We start from the raw sequence: 20854 nt of genomic DNA, 5'->3' as shown, positions 1-20854 counted from the left end.
AAAAGATCAATGCTTAAACTTAAGCGACTGGATTCAATGTTAATAAAGGGATTTATTCCACCCTTTATTGTATCATTTTTTATGGCACTTTTTGTTCTTGTTATGCAGGTATTTTGGCTTTACGTAGATGATATACTAGGTAAAGGTGCTGGAATCATCATTATTTTCGAGTTTTTATTTTATTTATGCTTTTCCTTGGTACCACTTGCATTACCTATTGGCGTTCTTTTAGCAGGCGTATTTCTCTTTGGCAATTTAGGCGAACGATATGAACTGGCAAGCATGAAATCTGCCGGAATGTCCCTATTTCGAATTATGCTTCCCTTGACCATTTTTTCAATGGCAATTGCTGCATTTTCATTTGTCTGTTCAGAATACATCATTCCAAAATCAAACTTAAAATACATCAGCAGGCTTCATGATCTGAAACGACAAAAACCTACACTTGGACTTGATGAAGCCATTTTTAACAATGATTTTTACGGCTATTCCATCCGCATTGGAAAAAAAGAAGATAACGGAAAAGACATCAAGAATATACTTATTTACGACCATAGTAAAACTGAAGTGTCACGGGAGTCATCAATTATATCAGCTTCTGAAGGAAGAATGTATGTGACCCCAGAACAGCGATTCATGGTCATGGAACTTCAGAATGGCTATGTTTATCAAAACCCTGAAAGCACGTCAAGTCGTGCTGCTTATAAGCCTTTTGTAGTCATAGCTTTTGATAAATTAATAAAAGTTTTCGACCTAAGTGAGTTCGAACTTGATCGCACCAATGAAGACCTTTTCAAAGGCGACCGCAAAATGAAAAATAGTAAGCAGCTTCAATCAGAAATAGATAGTTTCAATACACTTTTAGTAGGTAGCAGTGACGGGTTTATGCTGGCAAATCTCAAAACTGAAAAATCAGTACTTAATAAATCTACTCATTTCCAGGCGACCAAAGATCAGATTTATTTTCAACAGAAAAATGCTGAATTGGATAGTTTATATTGTTTATGGTTAAACAGATCTGAAGCTCTGTTCGAAAAACTGAGACCTTCCGTTATCCAAAGTATCGAGATCGAACAAAACCGCATTGCCTCAGCGAATACAGAACGCAAACATTATACTAAGCAAAAAGCTAAAATCGAATACGAACTTTTTTTGAAGCACGCATTGGCTTTCGTTTGCTTTATGTTTATTTTTATTGGAGCTCCACTGGGAGCTATCGTCAGAAAAGGCGGTTATGGTTATCCATTAATTATATGTATTCTGGTATTTGTAGCTTATATCTTGATGAATACTTTTTGCAAAAGACTGGCTGAAGGATTAAGAATTGATAGTTTCTCAGGTGCATGGTTACCCATTTTTATTTTGGCGATTCCAAGTCTTTTGCTTACCTGGTCTGCCATGCGCGACCGAAATGTATTGCAGGATATAAAATTGAATTTTCGTAAAATGATGCAATAATGATGTGATTGCTAATTAATTTTCCGCATCAGCTGACTCGCTGGTTTGCAACTCCTGTTCAATATTTCGCAGTATAAGACTGCAATATTCAAGCAATTCTTTAGCTTTTTTAATTTCTGCAGGTAATTCTTCAATTGGAATTTCATCCCGCTTAATTCTTTCAGCTAAATTTTCTAATGAAGCCAGCGCTTCAGAGTAAGTCATTTTTCGTTTTCCCATACGTCTGTAATTTTACTTTTTAAAATCCCTGATTGGTAAACAGTGGTCAATTCTTGACCAGGTGCTAAATTATTTAGTTTATGCAATGCCTTACCATCAATGGTCGATATACTATAACCCTTTCCCAGTATAGAAACGGGATCGTTCATACTAAAGAGCAATTGTAAGAAATGTTGCTTTTCTTTTAGTGACAATAAGACTCCGGTGGCTGCATTTAAATAATTCTGTTGCGTCTTATAAATTTTGCGATGTTCATTTGATATTCTTTGACTGGACTGTAATTTAATATTAGACGAAAGGCCCTGCAAATTTTGATTTAACCGGTTGCATTGCCATTGTGCCCATTGATTTATTTCATTCATGCAATGTATGGCCAAAGCTTCTGCATCAGTCGTATGTTGTATGATGAACTCTGCCACTGCTGTAGGTGTTTTCAAGGATAAAAACGCTGAATGATCTGTGATCGACACGTCGGTTTGGTGACCAATTCCTGTAATCACAGGTAAGGAACATATGGAAACTGCCTTTGAAATTTCATATTGATCAAAGTCAGAAAGATCATGTTTTGATCCTCCGCCCCGAATAATTACTACGATATCATAACTGGAACTATTCTTTTCTATAGCTTGAAATGTTTTTACAAAATTTTTTGAAGATAACTGTCCTTGAACAGCCACATTGAAACTATGTAACTTAAATTTATAAGCAAAACGATTTTGAAGGAGTTGATCTGTGAAATCAGCAAAAGCCGCCGATGTTTCGCTGGTAATCAATGCAATTCTTTGGATAGTCTTCGGTAATTGTAAACTTTTATTTAATTGCCATAAACCCTCATTTTTTAAATCTTGAATGACTTTTTGTTTATTTAGTGCAATAAGTCCAAAAGTAAATTCTTTGTTTAATTCTAAAACTTGCAATTTCAAACCATAACGGACATGAAAATCAACATTAGCTTTGAACATAATTTCGTTACCGGCCTTCAAAATCGAGCTTAAACTTGACTGAAGCTGCTGGCTAATAGATTCCGCCTGAGATTTCCAAAGTATAGCTGAACTTTGAGCAATGATCTCATCTGTATTGGATTTTTCTCCCAATTCTATATAATAATGGCCAGACTTTTGAACTACATTAAAAATTTCCGCTCTAACCCAAATGGATTCAGGAAAATTAACACTTATAACTCTCCGGATATAAGTATGTAGTCTGCTAAGTGAAAAACAATCCAATCAATTTGATAATACGGTTTTAACCAGGTTAGCCGCATCCTGAAGTTCTATAGCACTATGTACTTTCAAACCAGATGCATCGATAATTTCTTTTCCAATTTCGGCATTGGTACCTTGAAGCCTAACTATAATTGGTACATTGATATTTGCCATATTCTTATATGCATCGACAATACCTTGTGCCACGCGATCGCAACGAACAATGCCTCCAAATATATTTACAAGAATTGCTTTCACCTCAGGATCTTTTAAGATGATCCTAAAAGCTTGTTCAACGCGCTGAGCATCCGCAGTTCCACCAACATCCAAAAAATTGGCTGGATTTCCGCCTGAAAGTTTGATAATATCCATGGTTGCCATTGCTAGACCAGCACCATTAACCATACAACCGACATTACCATCCAATTTTACATAATTGAGATTGAAATTTTTAGCCTCAACTTCTGTGGCATCTTCCTCAGTTTCATCGCGCATAGCTTCAAGATCAGGATGCCGATAAAGTGCACTCTCATCAACACTTATTTTACAATCTACTGCTACCACTTGCTCATGACAATCAATAAGTGTAGGATTGATTTCTATCAGGCTTAAATCTTTATCTACAAAAAGCTTATAAATAGATTTTACGAATTGAGCCATTTCTTTAAATACCTTGCCGCTAAGTCCTAATTGAAAGGCAATTTTACGCCCTTGAAAATCCTGAAATCCTAAACTAGGATCTACAAATTCTTTATAAACCAGATCCGGTGTTTCTTCCGCTACTTTTTCAATATCCATACCACCTTGAGTAGAATAAATAATGACATTCTTTTGGGAAGCACGATCTGTAAGTATTGAAAAATAGAACTCTTTACATTTTCCAAAATCGGGGGCATAAGAGTCTTCTGCTAAAAATATTTTATGCACTTTTTTTCCTTCACCTTCCAATCCTCCTGGCGTTTGAGGTGTTTTAAGTTGCATGCCTAAAATTTGATTCGAAAATTCAAGGACCTCCTGCTTGTTTTTGGCAAGCTTTACCCCGCCACCTTTACCGCGACCACCGGCATGTATTTGAGCCTTGACAACCACAAATGAACTTCCCGTAAGATCCAATAATTGTTGATAAGCCAATTCTATATTTTCTTTCTGCTCAACTACAATACCCCTTTGAGTTCTTAAGCCAAACTGTTGCAGCAGTGTTTTACCTTGATATTCGTGAATGTTCATATTTAATCTTGGATGGAAATTTTCGAATAATAGTTGCCTGATTCTGTTTTTAGATTGATTAAATAAAATCCAGTACTTAAATTGTCCAAATCAACCAAAATCCTATTTTCCAATTGAGAAAAATGAAGATCAGATAAAGTGCCACCTTTGGCGCTTATCAACTTGACTTCTTTAATTTGATTAAAATCTAAATGCTCTGGAATTTCAATTTGTAGTTTTTCAGAATTCCGAATTGGATTGGGAAATAAATTGAGCTCACTTGCGAATATTTGATCTGTGCTAACAGGATCTGCCTGAGTTTTAAAGTGGCCTACAGACGACTCAATGCCACAAAAATCAAAATCTGAAAACGCGCGAACACGCCACCAATAATTTTTACCTTGAGTTAAGGAATCTATATCCACTTTATTACTTGTAAGCAATAAATTTTTAACGACGACACTAAAATTAGAAGTTCTACTTATTTGCAATACATAGTAAGTTGCATTTTCAACTGCTTCCCAGGAAACTTCTAAATTTTTTGACACTACTGTCAGGCTATCAGAAGGAAAAGTCAAATTTAATTGAGATTGTGTTATAAAACTAGGAACCACATCTGGCCTTATCAATTCCGCACGAGGACCATTTAAACTTTTGTGCATGGCATCCATTTGCTCTGTACTAAAGCGATTCATACATTGATCATTGGAATAAGACATAAATAAGGAACCATCCGCTCTAAATGTTGAATCATTGACATCTCTCATGATCAAACTGCTGAATCCATCCTGATTACAGGACCATCGATATGATATATAATCGGGATTGGTATCACAGAAATAATCTGCTTGTCTTTTGCATTGAGCACGAACTACATTTTCAATTTGCCTAAAAACATCACCTTGGTATTCAGATGTTTTTTTACTACTAGAATATCTGATTCCTTCCCATCCATAAAAAGTATGTGGCAAGGAAAAGAAATGGCCTAATTCATGAGCCCACGTATGACTATACTTTCCAAGACAGGTTTTATTTAATGCCACTCCATCTCCTGAATATGTAAAGTATCCACAATTACCAGCAGGGTCTGATACCAAATAACAATTTACCATTTCAGGAATATTGCTTTCGACCATCATTTCTTCACCTTTCTGAAAATCTTCGTGATTATTCCATTCACTGTTTCGAATATAATTAAAACCTCTTTCTAGATAAAATTGGAAACCTGTTGGAAGGAAATCCGAATTTAAAGTACAAAGTGTTTCAAATAAGGGCCAGGCCGCAAAAAAACTATTGCTATTGTCATTGGTGACATTATGGACCATTAAAGGAATATATGTAATGGCATTATCCTGCCGGTAAACATATGGTAAGCCATCAATTGAGTTTAAGGCTTGTTGCTGGTCTTCAATTCTGGTACCACAAAATTCAGCTTGTGCGAATAGTCCATTCGCAATGAATAAGGCGAATGCCTTAATGATTAGCTTCATACGAGCTTTATATTTAATAAATGAAAAATTTACCGGTATTCATTTGCTGCTTTGTATTCAGCAAGCTGTAAAAGTAAACACCTGCTTTCAAATGATTGAGTTCTACGATTGTTTGCCCATTCAAAATATTCAGCGTACCTCCGGTAACTATTTTACCTTGGGCATCCATCACTCTATAATAGAGTTCTTCGTTCGCTTTGTTTTGAATAAACCACTTCATAGAAGATAATCCATTTTGAACAATGTAGGAATTAGTTTGAGTATCTTCTATATTTTCAGATGCAACTGTCCAATTTGGATTTTTAAATGTAATCAACTTAGAAACAATACAAAAACTATTGCTGTTGTATGCAGTTACTCTCCAGTAATAAGTCTTATTCTTGATAAGGTTCCTCAAAACTGTATCCGACTTTGTTAAAATATAAAATTTTGGATTAATCGAAAACCCTGTGTTTTCTCCCAATTCGAAGATATAATGAGTTGCCTCCGGTACATCATCCCAATCAAAAACTACTTCATCATAACCAAAAGGAAGGTTAGTGCTTGTTGGTTTAATATAATTTATTGATTCCGTTATTTGAGGTTTGGCAGTATACTCAGGAGTTCTTCTTAAATAATTTCTTGCAGAACTCAGATAATCCTTTAAAATGGCAGCCTTTTGATCGTCTGTAAAACTATTAATACAGTCCAGAAAATAACTCATATAGTTAACCTCCAATGGATCAAGTTTGACACCATCGGGATCTACGGTGCAACTGTCATAATTGCAACCACGACCATTATATCCAAAGCCAAGATTGTAATCCGCCGGAGTGTCACAAAAACCATCAGCTGCCTGTTCACACAATTTTTTACCCCCAGTTCCAGCTTTGTTGCGATCAACGTATTCAACCAAAACGGAGCCGCCTGCATAGGAGACTATTTTTGGTGTAGGTTTGGTACAATTGCTGGTAACATCATAATAATCTGTATTTTCCCAGCCAAAAAAAGTATGGGCAAGTGAAAAGTAATGTCCAATCTCATGCGCTAGAGTAGAGCAATCTGAATTGATATAAGCCTTATTGGTAACAATATAATCACCGGAAGGGTTGTAAAATGCCAGTACACCTGGATCAGAAGCTCTTGCAATATTGGCAATAAAAATATTGATTGCATTTTTATTTCCAAGCATATACGATCTGATATATGCTTCTCCTAATGTACTGCTCGGATCGTCAAAAACATAAGAGCGGTTTTCAAATATGACTTTATTGACATAAAATTGAAAATCCATATCTTTATAAACAGAGTTATTCAGACAGCACATGAATTCAGTTATTTTAGATGGCAGTAAACGTCCGCTGCCATCATCTTTTGCCATCAACCATAGATTAATGGGAATATAAGTGATGGCACCTGATCTGGTGAATAGCTTTCCTTCCCATGCTGCACGATTCGCCAACATCCGTTCCTTGATCATACCGTTGTCTTCAAGGGTTGTACCACAATATCCTTTAAGCTGTTGAGCTTGTGTAGATTGAAGCCCTATCAAACACAAGGCCATTAGCTTTAAAAATTTATTCATATAATAAATGTTAAATATGTTCCAAATAGCCTACAAAATTAAGACATCGTGTCATAGTTTTGCAACTTTAACAAAATAACGTTTAAAAATGACAAAAGTTACTGTTGTAGGAGCTGGAAATGTAGGTGCTACTGTTGCCAACGTATTGGCACATAAAGATTTTGTAAAAGAGGTCGTTCTCATAGATATTAAAGCAGAAATGGCAAGTGGTAAAGCCTTGGACAGCTTCCAACAAGCACCCATTGACTATTATTCGACAAGATTGGTGGGCACTGGAGATTACAGCCTTACGGCCAATTCTGATATCGTTGTCATTACAGCCGGATTACCGCGTAAACCTGGAATGTCTCGCGATGATCTGATAAGCACCAACGCAGAAATCGTCAACTCAGTAACGAAAAACATTCTCCAGTTTTCAAATGACCCCATTATTATCGTCGTTTCCAATCCATTGGACGTTATGACATATGCAGCTTATAAAGTTTCAGGCCTATCCGAAAAAAAAGTGATTGGAATGGCTGGCATACTGGATACCGCGAGATACCGTGCTTTTCTTTCAGAAGCCCTCGATGTTTCCCCAAAAGACATTCAGGCACTGCTCATGGGAGGACATGGAGATTCGATGGTTCCATTGCCAAGATTTACAACCGTTTGCGGTATCCCTGTAACAGACCTAATAGATGCCGATAGCCTGAATGCCATTGTCGAGCGAACTAAATACGGGGGCGGAGAACTGGTGAAACTCATGGGCACTTCTGCATGGTATGCTCCGGGAGCTGCTGCAGCTCAAATGGTCGAAGCTATTGTGAAGGACGAGAAAAGAATTTTTCCCTGCTGTGTTCGACTTTCCGGACAATATGGTTTAGCTGGTGTATTTGTTGGAGTCCCTGTCAAACTTGGAAAAAATGGGGTAGAATCCATTTTAGAACTCAAATTAACAGCTCCTGAAATGGAAATGCTGAATAAGTCAGCTGCCGAGGTCAAATCAACTATGGATGTATATGATAATTTGCATCCCTAATTCTTGAACTTAAAGGTAGTGAGCTTGTTTGTGCACTATGCATTACATGCGTGATACCATCAATCAAATGCATACACATCATGGAGAATCTGTGTATGAACTATCCTTAAGAAAAGACGTCCTACTGGTATTTCTCAGGCACTTTGGCTGCACGTTTTGCAGGGAAGCACTCGAGGAATTGTCAAAACTCAAAATTGAGATTGCACAAAAAAATACACAGCTGGTTTTTGTTCACATGTCCATTGAAGAACATGCATTTAAGTATTTTCAAAAATATGACCTGATTGATATTGACCGGGTCGCTGATCCGGATTGTACTTATTACAAGAATTTTGGCTTGATTAAGGGTACTTTCAATCAATTGTTTGGCTTCAGATCTTGGTTTCGCGGTATCGAAGCAGGTTTGATCAAAGGCTACGGTTTTGGAATGCAACTTGGCGATGGATTTCAGATGCCAGGAGTTTTTTTGATATCAAAAGGTGCCATCCTATCTGAGTTTAGGCATAAATTCGCTTCAGATAAACCAGATTATTTGAAAATGGTGGATTGTCAGGCTATACATACTAAGTACTAAGGTATTTGTCGTTAAGGGTGTATGAAATCACTTGTTTTTTCACTGTTCCTTCTCAGTCATTCACTAAATTGCTCTTCACAAATTTTATCTAGCACAGATAGTCTTCGCTTTTGGGGAGACGCAATGATAAGTCTTAAAACTCCTGACTTTAGACAAGCCGCAAGCTCTGAATTTCAAAAAATTGCTGAAAAACTCATCCGAGAAAATTCAGATTCAATCTTACTTGATTTTCATCCTTCTATTGTAAAAACTTCAACACATGATGGAAAACTTAAATTTTATTCCTGGGCTTCTGAATTGAGCGAGAATCGAATTCAATACTTTTCATATTTATTTTTCGACCATCAGAAACCTGTTTTCTTGAAAAGCCAGGAAAGAAATTTGAGGCGGATCAATTATGAAGAATTAAATGCCAAGAATTGGTATGGCGCATTGTATTATCATATTTTAAAAGACAGTTTCTCCGCGCGTTACTTTTTGCTTGGATTTGCAACATCTCCCGATGGAACCAAGCATAGAATTATAGAACCGCTTTATATAGATAAAGATCAAATTTTATTTGGCGCACCATTATTCGTAAAAAAAGATGAAAACCAGAAAGATGAAGTTTATCACCGAATCCTCATACATTATTCACCAAGTGCTCAGGCCGTCGTAAATTACAATCCTGAATTAAAGCAAATTATGTATGATCATATAAGTAGTTATACTGATGCAAAATCAGGTGAGACTTTACTCGTACCGGATGGCACTTTTGAAGCATTTGACTGGAATGGTAGTCATTGGATTCATAATCCGTATTTGAAAAACGAGATTTTAGAATCAGCACCTATAGACAAACCTTTATTTAATGCTGATACTAAATCCAGAGATATACTTGGAAGAAAAAAATCAAAGTAAATTTTCCTATGCAGGATTCCATCTTAAGGTAAGAATAGAAGTAGTATCTTCGTTTACAAGATAATGATTTGACCTCAAAATTCCAGGAATCCAAATGATTTGATCTCCTGAACAAACCATGGGTACTTTTGATTTTTCAATGATATTCAATTTGCAATCAGTAAAAACATCCTGCACTTTTTTGCTTTTCCCTGACAAACCAAAAGGCTTAATCCTATCGCCCTTTTGCCAATTGCGCAAAAACAATGGAAATCCAAGATTTTGCACATCAAAAATGGCTTTATTTTGATCTTTCAAATCTGTCAAAATCAAATCCTTTGTTGCAAAACCGCGTTGAATCGAAAAGCTTCCGTGAGGTATTTTAAGAACCCGGCTCTTATTTGTTATTTTTTTGAAATATTCATTCTTATTTATTCTTGTTGAGTAAATCAATTTATTCCGATCTATGACAAGGACTCCTCCTAAATTATTGTTGAATTTTCTGCCTGAAACTGACAAGGAATCCATAATTTTAAATACTGTTTCAGGATGAAAATGAATTTCTGCTAAAAGATGAGCAATAAATACTTTATCCGCTTCACCAGCGTAGGAGATGTGCATTTCATGATTGCGTTCATTGATATTTAAGGCTTTCCAATTTGCAAACGAACTTTCAAAAAAAGCATATGAACTTTTGAGATGATTTATACTCCTGCTCGCCATGTTCCTGAAACTTGGAAAACGGCTTTCAATCAAAGGAATAATCTCATTGCGAATAAAATTACGCTCGTATTCATTCGTAAAATTACTTTTATCATCTCTATAAGCCACCTGATGCAACATTGCGTATTGGTATAAACTTTGTTTATCAATATTCAACAAAGGCCTTACATATATTCCATTTACTTTTGGAATGGACTTTAAGCCTTTTAATCCTGCACCTCTGCTTAAATTGTAAAAAAAGCTTTCAAGAACATCCTCACGATGGTGAGCTGTTAGTATAAATTCGTAATTGAAATCGTTTCTGATTTTTTCAAAATATGCATATCTGATTTTTCGGGCCCTGTCTTGCAGATTTCCCTTTCCAAGCTTTCTTCTCAGATGTAAAATGTGAACCCTAATGCCATTTTCATTTGCGTAATCCTTAACTACTTTGGCATCTAAATCAGAATCATTGCCCCTTAATCGGTAATTTACATGGACTAGAGCGATGTTATATTTGAGCGAATGAAGAAGGTGAGCCAAAACCATAGAATCAAGGCCACCGCTTACTGCCAGTAATAATTTGGCAGTTCGTGGAAATAATTTAGAATTTTCAATAGTTTTGCCTAAATTATCCATCATTTAATCAAGTAACATGACATCGTATAAACTATTCTCCATCATCCTGCTTTTTGTTTGTATTAGTTGTAAAGATAACAAGCAACAAAGCAATGAAACATCAAATACAGAATCTGAGACAAGCACTGAAGAAATCAAATTACCACCCGCAGCCATGAACAAGCCCGATGCTAAATTTATAGAAGCTGCCGGAAAACAGAAGATCAATAACGAAATTACAGATCAAATCTGGCATTATGCCTTTGCACTCTCCATAAAAGATCCAACACCAAAAGAAAATGTTTATGAAGGGCAATGGCTGGATTTATTATCAAACGGGACCTTTAAGCAAGGATTATATCAGGATACCTTAGATTCCGGTTATTATTTATTTACAGAATCGGAAAAGGAAGATGTACTCGAACTCAGATCCGAAAAGGCAGCCTCTGAATGGAAAGTAAAAAAAGATCCGGCTAACTTACTTTTGGTTGGAACATCAAAATATGGCAACAATCCCTGGCAAATCAAATTGAGAAGATCAGCCTCGCTGCCTGAAAAAAAATAGATTATTTAATTTTTTCTTTATCCAGCCATCGCCGGTAGGCGGTTGCATTGATGCTGTGTGCTCTTAGGGTTTCTGCAAAAACATGCCGACCTTCGTAGCCCGGTTTCGCACAAAAAAACAAATATCCATTTGTCGGACTTTCCAGAACAGAATCAATGGTTGATATTGATGGCATATAGATGGGACCCGGTGGCAAGCCTTCGTACAAATAAGTATTAAACGGGGAATCGATTTTAAGATGCTCCAGCAAAACCCGATAAACATTATCTCTCCGCAGCGAAAAGACGACTGTTGGGTCTGCCTGAAGTTTCATTCCAGATCGAAGCCTGTTAAGATAAACTCCAGCAATCAATGCTTTTTCATCTTCGACGTTGGTTTCTTTTTCAACGATTGAAGCAAGAATATAAACATCATCAATGCTCAAATTTTTTTGCGCAGCTTTAGCCTTTCTATCATTTTTTAGCCAAAAAGCTTCATGTTCATCCGAAAGTTTTCGGTATAATTTTTCAGGACTGATATTCCAATAAACCTGATATGTATTAGGAATGAAACGACACAGTATGTTTTCAGTGCGTAACTGTTGATCTTTCAAAAATTTATCATTTGTCCATTTTTCAACGAGAACGGTTGAATCATGCATCAATTGTTTTCCCAAAATTCCACAGAGTTCGTTAATATCTTTTGCATTATTAAAAGTGAGATTTATTGGAGTCTGATTGCCATTTCTCAATTTTTTTAAAATAGCAAAATTATCCATTCCCCGGGTCAACTGGTATTTACCTGATTTCCAATAATCAATCTGCAGTACCTTGGTCAATCTAATAAATGAGCAAGGATCTAAAAGCATCGTATCGAGTTTCAGAAAAACACTATCTTTTGTATCATGTGGATAGATATATAGTGAGAATCCTTCAGACTTAAATTTTACATTGGGTTTAAATGCGGCATAATAGACGAAAAAGCCCATTATACTTCCACAAATTACAGTAAAGCCTAACAAATAATAAAAAGCCCTTTTAACCAGCATTAATATTGTTCATTAGCATTTGGGAATTCACGGTTTCTAATATCAGATATATACTTTTTTACTGCAGCATTAATGACTTCATGGAGTTCAGCATATCTTCTAAGAAATCTTGGATGAAATTCGTGATTGATACCCAGCATGTCATGGCTTACTAAAACCTGACCATCAGCCCCTGCGCCTGCACCTATTCCAATGGTTGGTATTTCTAAACTTAAACTGACTTCTTCCGCTAGTTTTGCAGGGATTTTTTCAAGAACAAGAGCAAAACATCCGGATTCTTGTAACAATTTGGCATCATGTTTCAATTTTTCGGCCTCAGCATCTTCTTTAGCTCTGACCACATAAGTCCCAAATTTATAAATTGATTGTGGAGTCAAACCAAGATGTCCCATTACAGGAATACCAGCGGTTAGAATGCGTTTCACAGATTCCGCAATTTCTTCACCACCTTCTAATTTAACGGCATGGGCGCCACTTTCTTTCATGATTCGAATCGCAGATTCCAATGCCAATCTACTATTTCCCTGGTAGGATCCAAATGGCATATCTACCACAACCAGAGCCCTTTGAACTGCACGGACCACCGACTGGGCGTGGTAAATCATTTGATCTAAAGTAATAGGCAGGGTTGTTTCATGTCCTGCCATAACATTTGACGCTGAATCTCCAACCAACAAGACATCAATTCCTGCAGCATCCAAAAGTTTCGCCATGGAATAATCATAGGCCGTTAACATGGCAATTTTATGCCCATTTGCCTTCATTTCCTGAAGGGTATGGGTTGTAATTCTTTTAATGTTTTTTTGCAAAGACATGGCCCAAAGGTAGTTGAAAAATAGCTTTCGGCTAAACCTCGATTGATTTCCTTAATTTGGAACAATGCGGTTTTGCAAATTTCGTTAAAATTGCTAAAAGCATATTTTCAAAGCCTATCTTTGTACAATGAAACAGATAAAATTTGCCGGTTTCGCAGTTTTAATCCTAACTTTAGCTGCATGTGATGAGGATTTTCAACTTACAGAACCCTTCAAGGCAATTCCAGTCATATATGGTTTTATGGATCGAACAGACACCGCGCAATTTATACGGGTTGAAAAAGCTTTTGTAAGTGAAGATATTTCAGCCTCAACTATAGCCCAAAATCCCGATTCTCTTTATTATAATGATCCCCTGGTTAAAATAGTAAACCTCACGCAATCAAAAGAGTACACACTTAGTAAGGTTGATGGCAATTTGGAAGGATTTACAAGAAATTCAGGCCCATTTGCACAATCGCCAAATATCCTGTACAAAATTAAAACCTCAGCTATGCAATGGAATGGTGGTGATAGCTTGCAAATAATTGTTCAAACGAGTGAATTGGCAAGTCCCGTAACCGCTAAAATAGCTTCAGTGAGTGACATGAAATTCACTTTTCCAGATGATAACACGAAACAATTGAAGTTTTTTTCTATCAATAATTATGACTTCCAATGGAAACATCGCACCAATGCGCGTTTATTTAATCTGAAAGCCCTGATCCATGTAGAAGAATTTAATATCACTACAGGAAGCTCTATCATCAAAATCATAGAAATGCCAATCACTACAAATTTTCCGGGAAGGGAGGGTAGCGGTGAAATATTTTCCAGTGTCAAAGTATTTGGTTCTAGTTTATATAATTTTTTAAACGATAAATTGAGCCCGGAAACAGGCATCGAGAGATATCTTATCAAACTTGATTTTCATCTCGTAGGGGGTGGTCCAGAAATCAAGGAATATTTTGAAATTTTAAATGCAAATACTGGAATCACAGCCAGTCAGGAAATACCAAGGTATACCAATCTTTCTCAAGGTTTTGGAATTTTTAGCTCAACGCATAGCATTATTAAATCCATCACACCTCAAGAACCTACAACAGATTCTCTTAAAGTGCATCCACTAACAAGAGATCTTACTTTCAAATAGTGCATTTCAAAACTTTTACCTGACTTTTTGACATATTAAATATATTATAATAGGTCAATTTGTTGCTAATTTGTGACTAAATATGTCAAAATCTGCCATTTTCTCGTATGGCACGAGTATTGACCTAAAGGCCATAAATAAAAGAAAATGGGAAAAATAATTGGAATTGATTTAGGTACGACGAATTCCTGTGTAGCTGTGATGGAAGGCAATGAACCAGTGGTTATTGCCAATGACGAAGGGAGAAGGACAACTCCTTCAATTGTTGCATTTTTGGATAATGGGGAACGCAAAGTAGGTGATCCTGCAAAGCGTCAGGCGATTACCAATCCTAAAAGAACAATTGCGTCTATTAAGCGATTTATGGGTGGTCGATTTGATGAATCGAGTAAAGAAATCAGCCGAACTGCTTTTAAAATTGATAAAGGTGATAATAATACCATCAGGGTCAATATTGATGGCAGGCTTTATACTCCTCAGGAAATCAGTGCCATTATTCTTCAAAAAATGAAGAAAACGGCAGAAGACTTTTTAGGACACGAAGTAACCGAAGCAGTTATTACAGTGCCTGCTTACTTTAACGATTCACAAAGGCAGGCCACAAAAGAAGCCGGTGAAATTGCAGGACTCGTTGTCAAAAGAATCATAAATGAACCCACAGCGGCGGCCCTAGCGTACGGTCTCGACAAGAAAACCCAAGACATGACCATTGCCGTTTACGATCTCGGTGGTGGAACATTTGACATTTCGATTCTGGAATTAGGCGATGGTGTCTTCGAAGTAAAATCAACAAATGGTGATACGCATTTAGGAGGTGATGATTTTGATCAGGTATTGATCGATTATCTTGCAGATCAATTTAAAGCTCAGGAGAACATTGATTTAAGGAAAGATCCAATGGCATTGCAGCGTTTAAAAGAAGCTGCGGAAAAAGCAAAAGTCGAACTCTCCAGTTCTACAGAAACTGAAATAAACTTGCCATATGTGACTGCCGTAGATGGTGTTCCTAAACACCTCGTTCTTAAGATAAGCCGTGCAAAATTTGAGCAATTGGCTGATGATTTGGTTCGCCGTACTTTAAAACCCTGTGAAGATGCCTTGAGAGATGCCGGCTTGACTAAAAATGACATTGATGAAATTATCCTCGTAGGAGGATCTACAAGGATTCCTAGAATCCAACAAGTAGTGGAAGAATTTTTTGGCAAAAAACCAAATAAAGGCGTCAACCCGGATGAGGTAGTTGCAGTAGGTGCTTCCATTCAAGGCGGGGTTCTTACCGGCGAGATAAAAGACGTTTTACTTTTAGATGTAACCCCACTTTCATTGGGAATTGAAACTATGGGTGGTGTTTATGACGTCGTTATTGAATCCAATTCAACCATTCCTACCAAGAAATCTAAAGTGTATTCTACAGCTGCAGATAATCAGCCTTCTGTTGAAATACATATTCTTCAGGGCGAAAGGCCAATGGCCAAAGACAACCGATCTGTAGGACGTTTTATACTGGATGGATTGCCACCTGCACCCAGAGGAGTTCCTCAGGTAGAAGTAAGCTTTGACATCGATGCCAATGGAATCCTAAATGTGAGTGCACTTGATAAAGGCACCGGTAAAAAGCAAAACATCAGAATTGAGGCTTCAACTGGATTATCCAAGGAGGAAATCGAAAAAATGAAAACAGAGGCAGCAATGAATGCAGAAGCTGATAAAAAAATTCGCGAAACTGCAGATAAAATAAACCAGGCTGATTCCATTATTTTTCAAACGGAGAAGCAATTGCAAGAGTTTGGAGACAAATTACCAGCTGATAAAAAGGAAAATATTGCAAGCGCACTGCTAACTTTGAAAGAAGCTTTAAAAGTTCAGAACTTAGAAGAAATTGACAAATCAATGGAAGCTTTAAATCAAGCATGGCAAGCTGCCAGTCAGGATTTATACCAAGCTCAGAACCAACAAAGCTCCGAGCAAAACGCAGCCAATACAAGCGCTACAAATGGAGATGAAAAGGTAACAGATGTTGAGTTTGAGGAAGTTAACAAGAATTAATGTTTAGCAGTTAAGACTAAATTAAAGGGTTTGCATTGATAAAATGCGAACCCTTAATATTTTATTTGGTTTTTGTGCATTAATCTGTAATTTTACAGAGGTTAAAAACAGGTAATATGCCCAATACAAACTGCCTGACTGGCGGATTACAGCAATACGTTCCCAGTCCTTCTAAGCCTTGGAATGAAAAACGCATTCATCATCTCTACAATAAGATCAGCAATGGAGCGCCACTCAATTTAATCAACCTGGCGAAAGCCAATACCCCGGCTGTACTCGTTGATTATCTCTTTAATAATTTAACGACCCATCCTTTGCCTGGCGAAAGGAAAGTTGGCGTTACCACCATTGATTATACCTATGCTTGGGCTGAGCAAAATATTGCTGAAGACCCCAACGCTTATTACAAGTATCTGGAATTGGTCCATATGTGGTTTAATGGAATGATCACTGAAGGGATACGCCACAAATTAGTTCTCTTTTGGGCTAATCATTTTGTAACAACAGCCGATGATGCCGGCAATCGCCCAACCTGGGTCTTTCAATATTATTACCTGCTGCATAAACACGCTTTAGGTAATTTTAAAGACTTCGTTAAGGCCATGGGCTTGACTCCATCTATGCTCATTTATCTCGACGGCAGATACAATACGCGCTATTCGCCAAATGAAAATTACGCCCGCGAACTGCTCGAGTTATTTACCATGGGTGTTGGCAATTATACACAAAGAGACGTTGCAGAAACTGCGCGTTTATTAACGGGGTGGAATATTCAATATTATGAATCCCCGGCAGGCAGCGGGAATTATATCATTGGACCAACGAAAACAGATCAGTTTGTCTTTTACAGAAATAATCATGATTGGAAAGGTAAGTTCATATTTGGTCAAGCTATAGGTGATAATGGTGGCGTTGTGCCCAGCACAGATGCTGAAGCCATGCAAAAAGCTAGAAATGAATACAACCTATTGCACGATGAACTTATCTTCAAAACAAAAAGAATGAAGTAGCCAGATTTATCTGTGGCAAACTGTATAAATACTATGTATATAATGAACCCCCAGAAGAAATACTTGATGGCCTTGCTCAAGTATTTATTTCGAGCAACTTTAATATTGCTACTGTACTCAAAACTCTTTTCAAAAGTGAACATTTTTATGAAGAAGAAGTCATGGGGCTGGGCATTAAAAGTCATATTGAAAATCAAATTCATTATTTCAGAAGTCTGGGATTGGAAGCTGGTAAAGATTATTTTAAATATAAGTGGATCAACAATACTTTTCAAGCGGAAGTACCCGATCCAACGAATTTTCCAAATTCATTAAACAGAGATACATTAAGTCATATTTATAATTCAAATACCAATCTCGGCCAAAGATTATTTAATCCGGTCAATGTAGCGGGTTGGCCTGGGTATCGTGCCTGGTTAAATGAATTTACCTTGGTCAACAGGTGGCGATATAATCGGGATCAATTCAGTTACTATTTTCAATACGATAGGACTAAAGAAAAGTACAGAAGCTTCCTGAAGACGCTTTCCAATAACAGTAGTGATCCTGATCCAATTGTTAGAGCAGTTATCGGCTATTTTTTTACAGCGACCCTTCCAGAAGAAATTATTGAATCTGCAATTGGCGTATTTAAAGCTTCAGTTCCGTTAAACTACTATAATGATGGAACCTGGACTTTGAATTACGTTTCCGTGCCCAACCAGTTCATAAACTTGATGAATTATTTGGTTACACTTCCTGAATTTCAACTTTTATAAATTCCAATTCATTACAACATGTGCTTAGATCATAAAAATCACAATTTATTCCGCAGCGATCTTGGGGAGAAACATACGGAAGACCACCTCATGTGGAACAGACGACAATTTCTGATGACGGGTGGTATCGCAGGACTTGGTACCATGCTGCTTAGTGGTTTGCCTGTGAGTCCACTCTTATCTTCGGACTTACCTGCTTCTGTTATAGGAGGTGGAGATAACATTATTGTTCTACTGAAAATGTTTGGAGGCAACGATGGATTAAATATGGTCTTTCCGCATAGTGATCATGTTGGAAGACTTGAATATTTAAATTATCGCCCTAGTATAAGTCATAAATTTGGAACAGACTACACTGCTAATACGGTATTATCAGGATTTGGGCCAGATGAATTTGCGATTCCTAACTCGATGAATGCATTAATGCCTTTATGGAATGAAGGAAACATGGCTGTGCTTCACAATGTTGGATACCCCAATCAGGATTATTCGCATTTTAGCAGCATTGATAATTGGGCATCTGCCGCAGACAATCTTTACGATCCCAGATATAAATCTGGTTACATGGGTAGATATTTGGATCAGGAATTTCCTGTATTCACAGAAACCCCGCCAACTGTTCCACCTGCATTGAGAATTGGTTATAATGCGGATTTGGTTTTCAGATCTGAAACCAATCAACAATTTGAATTGGTATTCAATGATCCCAACGAATTTTATCGCCTTGCTCAATATGGAAAGCTTTATCCAACAGATGGTTTGAGTGATTGTCCAAGCGGTCAGGAGGTTGAATTTCTAAGGCAATTGACGAATAACTCACTTCGGTACAGTCAATCTGTAACTCAAGCATATAACCAGACCAGTAATAAAGTTACTTATCCGCTCAATACTGTTTCAAGACTTGCAGAACAATTAAAAATTGTTTCTCGTCTCATTAAAGGAAAGCTTGGAACCCGGATATATATGGTTTATATTGATGGTTTTGATACACATGCCAATCAAAGGGATCCGCATAATAGGTTAATGCAAAACATTTCTGAATCTGTATCTGCATTTTTCAATGATCTGAAACTAGATGGAATGGATACAAATGTGTCCTTGATGACTTTTTCAGAGTTCGGAAGAACCATTCGCGAAAATGGTTCAGTAGGTACAGACCATGGAAACATGGCACCTATGCTCGTGTTTGGTCCGGGAGTTAAAGGCGGATTTTATGGCAGTCCGATAAATTTAAACGACGCTGCTTTAAAAGCAGGTGATACCCGTGTGTACTTTGAAAAACAAAGTTCCATCGATTTCAGAAGTATGTATGCAAGCATCATGGAACAATGGTTGTGTCTCGATAAAGATTTGGTAGATTTTAGTCTGGGTCAGCCTTATTCGCGATTAAATTTGTTTGATATGCCATGTTCAGGACAAAGCTCCGGCTCGAATTATCACACCATACTATTAGGACATAATCCAAATGAAAGCAACAGTAAAACGATTGATATTAAATTCAGTCAGCTTACTTCAAATCAAGTCAAATTAAGCATTAAAGCGGCAGATGGAAAAACCCTTGCCATATTACACGATGATTATACTTTGAAGGGTTCTTATGCAATTCCACTGGATCCAAACAAATGGAAATTACATCCGGGAGAATACATATATCAGCCGGACAGTGCAGGCAAAACTTTTATGAGACGTTTCAATATATTTTAAAAAAACCACGATGAAAAAATTAATAATAATTATAGCGGTTTGCATTTCAAATATTCAAGCTCAGAATCTCATCGTTTCTGAACAATTTTCAGCTTGCTCCCTTCCTGAAAAATGGAGTTTGGAGACAGCTGCAGGTCCTTACTCATTTGCGGTCATCAAAAGCAATCTTATGCCACAGGCAGATGCTACTTGCACCATCGTTTACCAGCAAACGGATAAAAATAATACTACATTTCGCAAATTTAGCATATCAACAAAAGCCTTTCCATTATTTAAATATTCCAATTACAAACTCGATTTCGGACTTCGTTTTGTGAGGGCTGGAGCGCCTAACCAGCTTAAATTATACAGTTTGTTAGATGGCACAAAAACACTAATACAAACCTATAGTAACGATGTTGTGCAAAATGGCCTTGTGCTGGTCAATCAAAGTTTGGATCTGCAGATTCCTCCAAATGCGCAAACGATTCAGTTTATTTTCGAATATGAATCCAATGGCAATGATGTCAATACGATTTTACTAATTGATAATTTATATTTAAATGGTCCTGATAATGACGATTGTTCACGAGCGGTAGAAATTACTTTAGATGCGCCATGTTTAAGTGGAAATATAATATGGTTTTGGAGGTGAGGACAATCACTTTAATATCGAAGCCGGGAAAACTTATTTTTTTAGAATTGCCAAGCAAACAAATTATTACGGAAGAGACGATCTCAATGATGTATGTATTTCCATTATCAAAGAAATTCCAATTTATCCCAATCCTGATTTATGTACTCAGAGTAAATTATTAAATGTAAACAATAATTGTCAAGTAGATAATAATCTTCAAGCACGTTTTGACAAACCTGAACCCA

General features: G+C 36.9%; 19 protein-coding genes. 11 read left to right on the top strand and 8 right to left on the bottom strand.

What is annotated here, in order from left to right; genetic code table 11:
- Window positions 1-9: 9 nt before the first annotated feature.
- Complete coding sequence (locus IPM92_06470) at window positions 10-1458, top strand: LptF/LptG family permease (protein ID MBK9108024.1); 1449 nt, start codon at window positions 10-12, stop codon at window positions 1456-1458.
- A gap of 15 nt (window positions 1459-1473) precedes the next feature.
- On the opposite strand, the gene xseB is transcribed toward IPM92_06470, so the two are convergent.
- The 5 genes from xseB to IPM92_06445 are packed head-to-tail and all read right to left on the bottom strand — an operon-like array spanning window position 1474 to window position 7142.
- Window positions 1474-1677: an exodeoxyribonuclease VII small subunit gene (gene xseB / locus IPM92_06465; protein MBK9108023.1), complete on the bottom strand. Its 204-nt coding sequence runs from the start codon at window positions 1675-1677 to the stop codon at window positions 1474-1476.
- Window positions 1659-2903 carry an exodeoxyribonuclease VII large subunit gene (gene xseA, locus IPM92_06460; protein ID MBK9108022.1) on the bottom strand — a complete coding sequence of 415 codons (1245 nt, stop codon included), beginning with the start codon at window positions 2901-2903 and terminating at the stop codon, window positions 1659-1661. Before xseA ends, xseB begins: the two co-directional genes overlap by 19 nt.
- A complete protein-coding gene (gene sucC, locus IPM92_06455; GenBank protein MBK9108021.1) occupies window positions 2904-4109 on the bottom strand; it encodes an ADP-forming succinate--CoA ligase subunit beta in 1206 nt (401 codons plus the stop codon).
- Between the two features lie 2 nt (window positions 4110-4111).
- Window positions 4112-5578, bottom strand: coding sequence for a T9SS type A sorting domain-containing protein (locus IPM92_06450; GenBank protein MBK9108020.1), 1467 nt, complete (start codon window positions 5576-5578; stop codon window positions 4112-4114).
- Window positions 5579-5591: 13 nt separating this feature from the next.
- The gene (locus IPM92_06445; GenBank protein ID MBK9108019.1) at window positions 5592-7142 is read right to left on the bottom strand and encodes a T9SS type A sorting domain-containing protein; all 1551 of its coding nucleotides are present in this window, start codon (window positions 7140-7142) and stop codon (window positions 5592-5594) included.
- An 88-nt stretch (window positions 7143-7230) separates the two neighbouring features.
- On the opposite strand from IPM92_06445, the gene mdh reads away from it, so the two are divergent.
- The 3 genes from mdh to IPM92_06430 are packed head-to-tail and all read left to right on the top strand — an operon-like array spanning window position 7231 to window position 9637.
- Window positions 7231-8163 carry a malate dehydrogenase gene (mdh, locus tag IPM92_06440; protein ID MBK9108018.1) on the top strand — a complete coding sequence of 311 codons (933 nt, stop codon included), beginning with the start codon at window positions 7231-7233 and terminating at the stop codon, window positions 8161-8163.
- A 37-nt stretch (window positions 8164-8200) separates the two neighbouring features.
- Window positions 8201-8737: an AhpC/TSA family protein gene (locus IPM92_06435; GenBank protein MBK9108017.1), complete on the top strand. Its 537-nt coding sequence runs from the start codon at window positions 8201-8203 to the stop codon at window positions 8735-8737.
- 21 nt (window positions 8738-8758) lie between these two features.
- Complete coding sequence (locus tag IPM92_06430; GenBank protein MBK9108016.1) at window positions 8759-9637, top strand: hypothetical protein; 879 nt, start codon at window positions 8759-8761, stop codon at window positions 9635-9637.
- A 6-nt stretch (window positions 9638-9643) separates the two neighbouring features.
- On the opposite strand, the gene tilS is transcribed toward IPM92_06430, so the two are convergent.
- A complete protein-coding gene (gene tilS / locus IPM92_06425) occupies window positions 9644-10960 on the bottom strand; it encodes a tRNA lysidine(34) synthetase TilS (protein MBK9108015.1) in 1317 nt (438 codons plus the stop codon).
- Between the two features lie 13 nt (window positions 10961-10973).
- Between tilS and IPM92_06420 the strand changes: the two genes are divergently transcribed.
- Entirely contained in the window at window positions 10974-11501 is a 528-nt protein-coding gene (locus IPM92_06420; protein MBK9108014.1) for a hypothetical protein, read from the top strand.
- Between the two features lies 1 nt (window position 11502).
- On the opposite strand, the gene mltG is transcribed toward IPM92_06420, so the two are convergent.
- A complete protein-coding gene (gene mltG, locus IPM92_06415) occupies window positions 11503-12528 on the bottom strand; it encodes an endolytic transglycosylase MltG (GenBank protein MBK9108013.1) in 1026 nt (341 codons plus the stop codon).
- Window positions 12528-13343: a 3-methyl-2-oxobutanoate hydroxymethyltransferase gene (gene panB, locus IPM92_06410; GenBank protein MBK9108012.1), complete on the bottom strand. Its 816-nt coding sequence runs from the start codon at window positions 13341-13343 to the stop codon at window positions 12528-12530. Before panB ends, mltG begins: the two co-directional genes overlap by 1 nt.
- 127 nt (window positions 13344-13470) lie before the next feature.
- On the opposite strand from panB, the gene IPM92_06405 reads away from it, so the two are divergent.
- The 6 genes from IPM92_06405 (at window position 13471) to IPM92_06380 (ending at window position 20627) form a co-directional block, all read left to right on the top strand.
- Window positions 13471-14475: a DUF4249 family protein gene (locus tag IPM92_06405; protein MBK9108011.1), complete on the top strand. Its 1005-nt coding sequence runs from the start codon at window positions 13471-13473 to the stop codon at window positions 14473-14475.
- Window positions 14476-14622: 147 nt separating this feature from the next.
- Window positions 14623-16521, top strand: coding sequence for a molecular chaperone DnaK (gene dnaK, locus IPM92_06400; GenBank protein MBK9108010.1), 1899 nt, complete (start codon window positions 14623-14625; stop codon window positions 16519-16521).
- 116 nt (window positions 16522-16637) lie between these two features.
- Complete coding sequence (locus tag IPM92_06395; protein ID MBK9108009.1) at window positions 16638-17531, top strand: DUF1800 family protein; 894 nt, start codon at window positions 16638-16640, stop codon at window positions 17529-17531.
- An 8-nt stretch (window positions 17532-17539) separates the two neighbouring features.
- Window positions 17540-18289, top strand: a complete 750-nt coding sequence (locus tag IPM92_06390) for a DUF1800 family protein (GenBank protein ID MBK9108008.1) — start codon at window positions 17540-17542, stop codon at window positions 18287-18289.
- An 18-nt stretch (window positions 18290-18307) separates the two neighbouring features.
- Entirely contained in the window at window positions 18308-19993 is a 1686-nt protein-coding gene (locus tag IPM92_06385; protein MBK9108007.1) for a DUF1501 domain-containing protein, read from the top strand.
- Between the two features lie 10 nt (window positions 19994-20003).
- A complete protein-coding gene (locus tag IPM92_06380) occupies window positions 20004-20627 on the top strand; it encodes a hypothetical protein (GenBank protein MBK9108006.1) in 624 nt (207 codons plus the stop codon).
- Window positions 20628-20854: the final 227 nt, after the last annotated feature.

The organism is Saprospiraceae bacterium, from assembly GCA_016719615.1.
Lineage (GTDB): Bacteria > Bacteroidota > Bacteroidia > Chitinophagales > Saprospiraceae > Vicinibacter.
The sequence above is the reverse complement of the archived record's forward strand: the minus strand, read 5'-3'. Positions and strand labels throughout refer to the sequence as shown.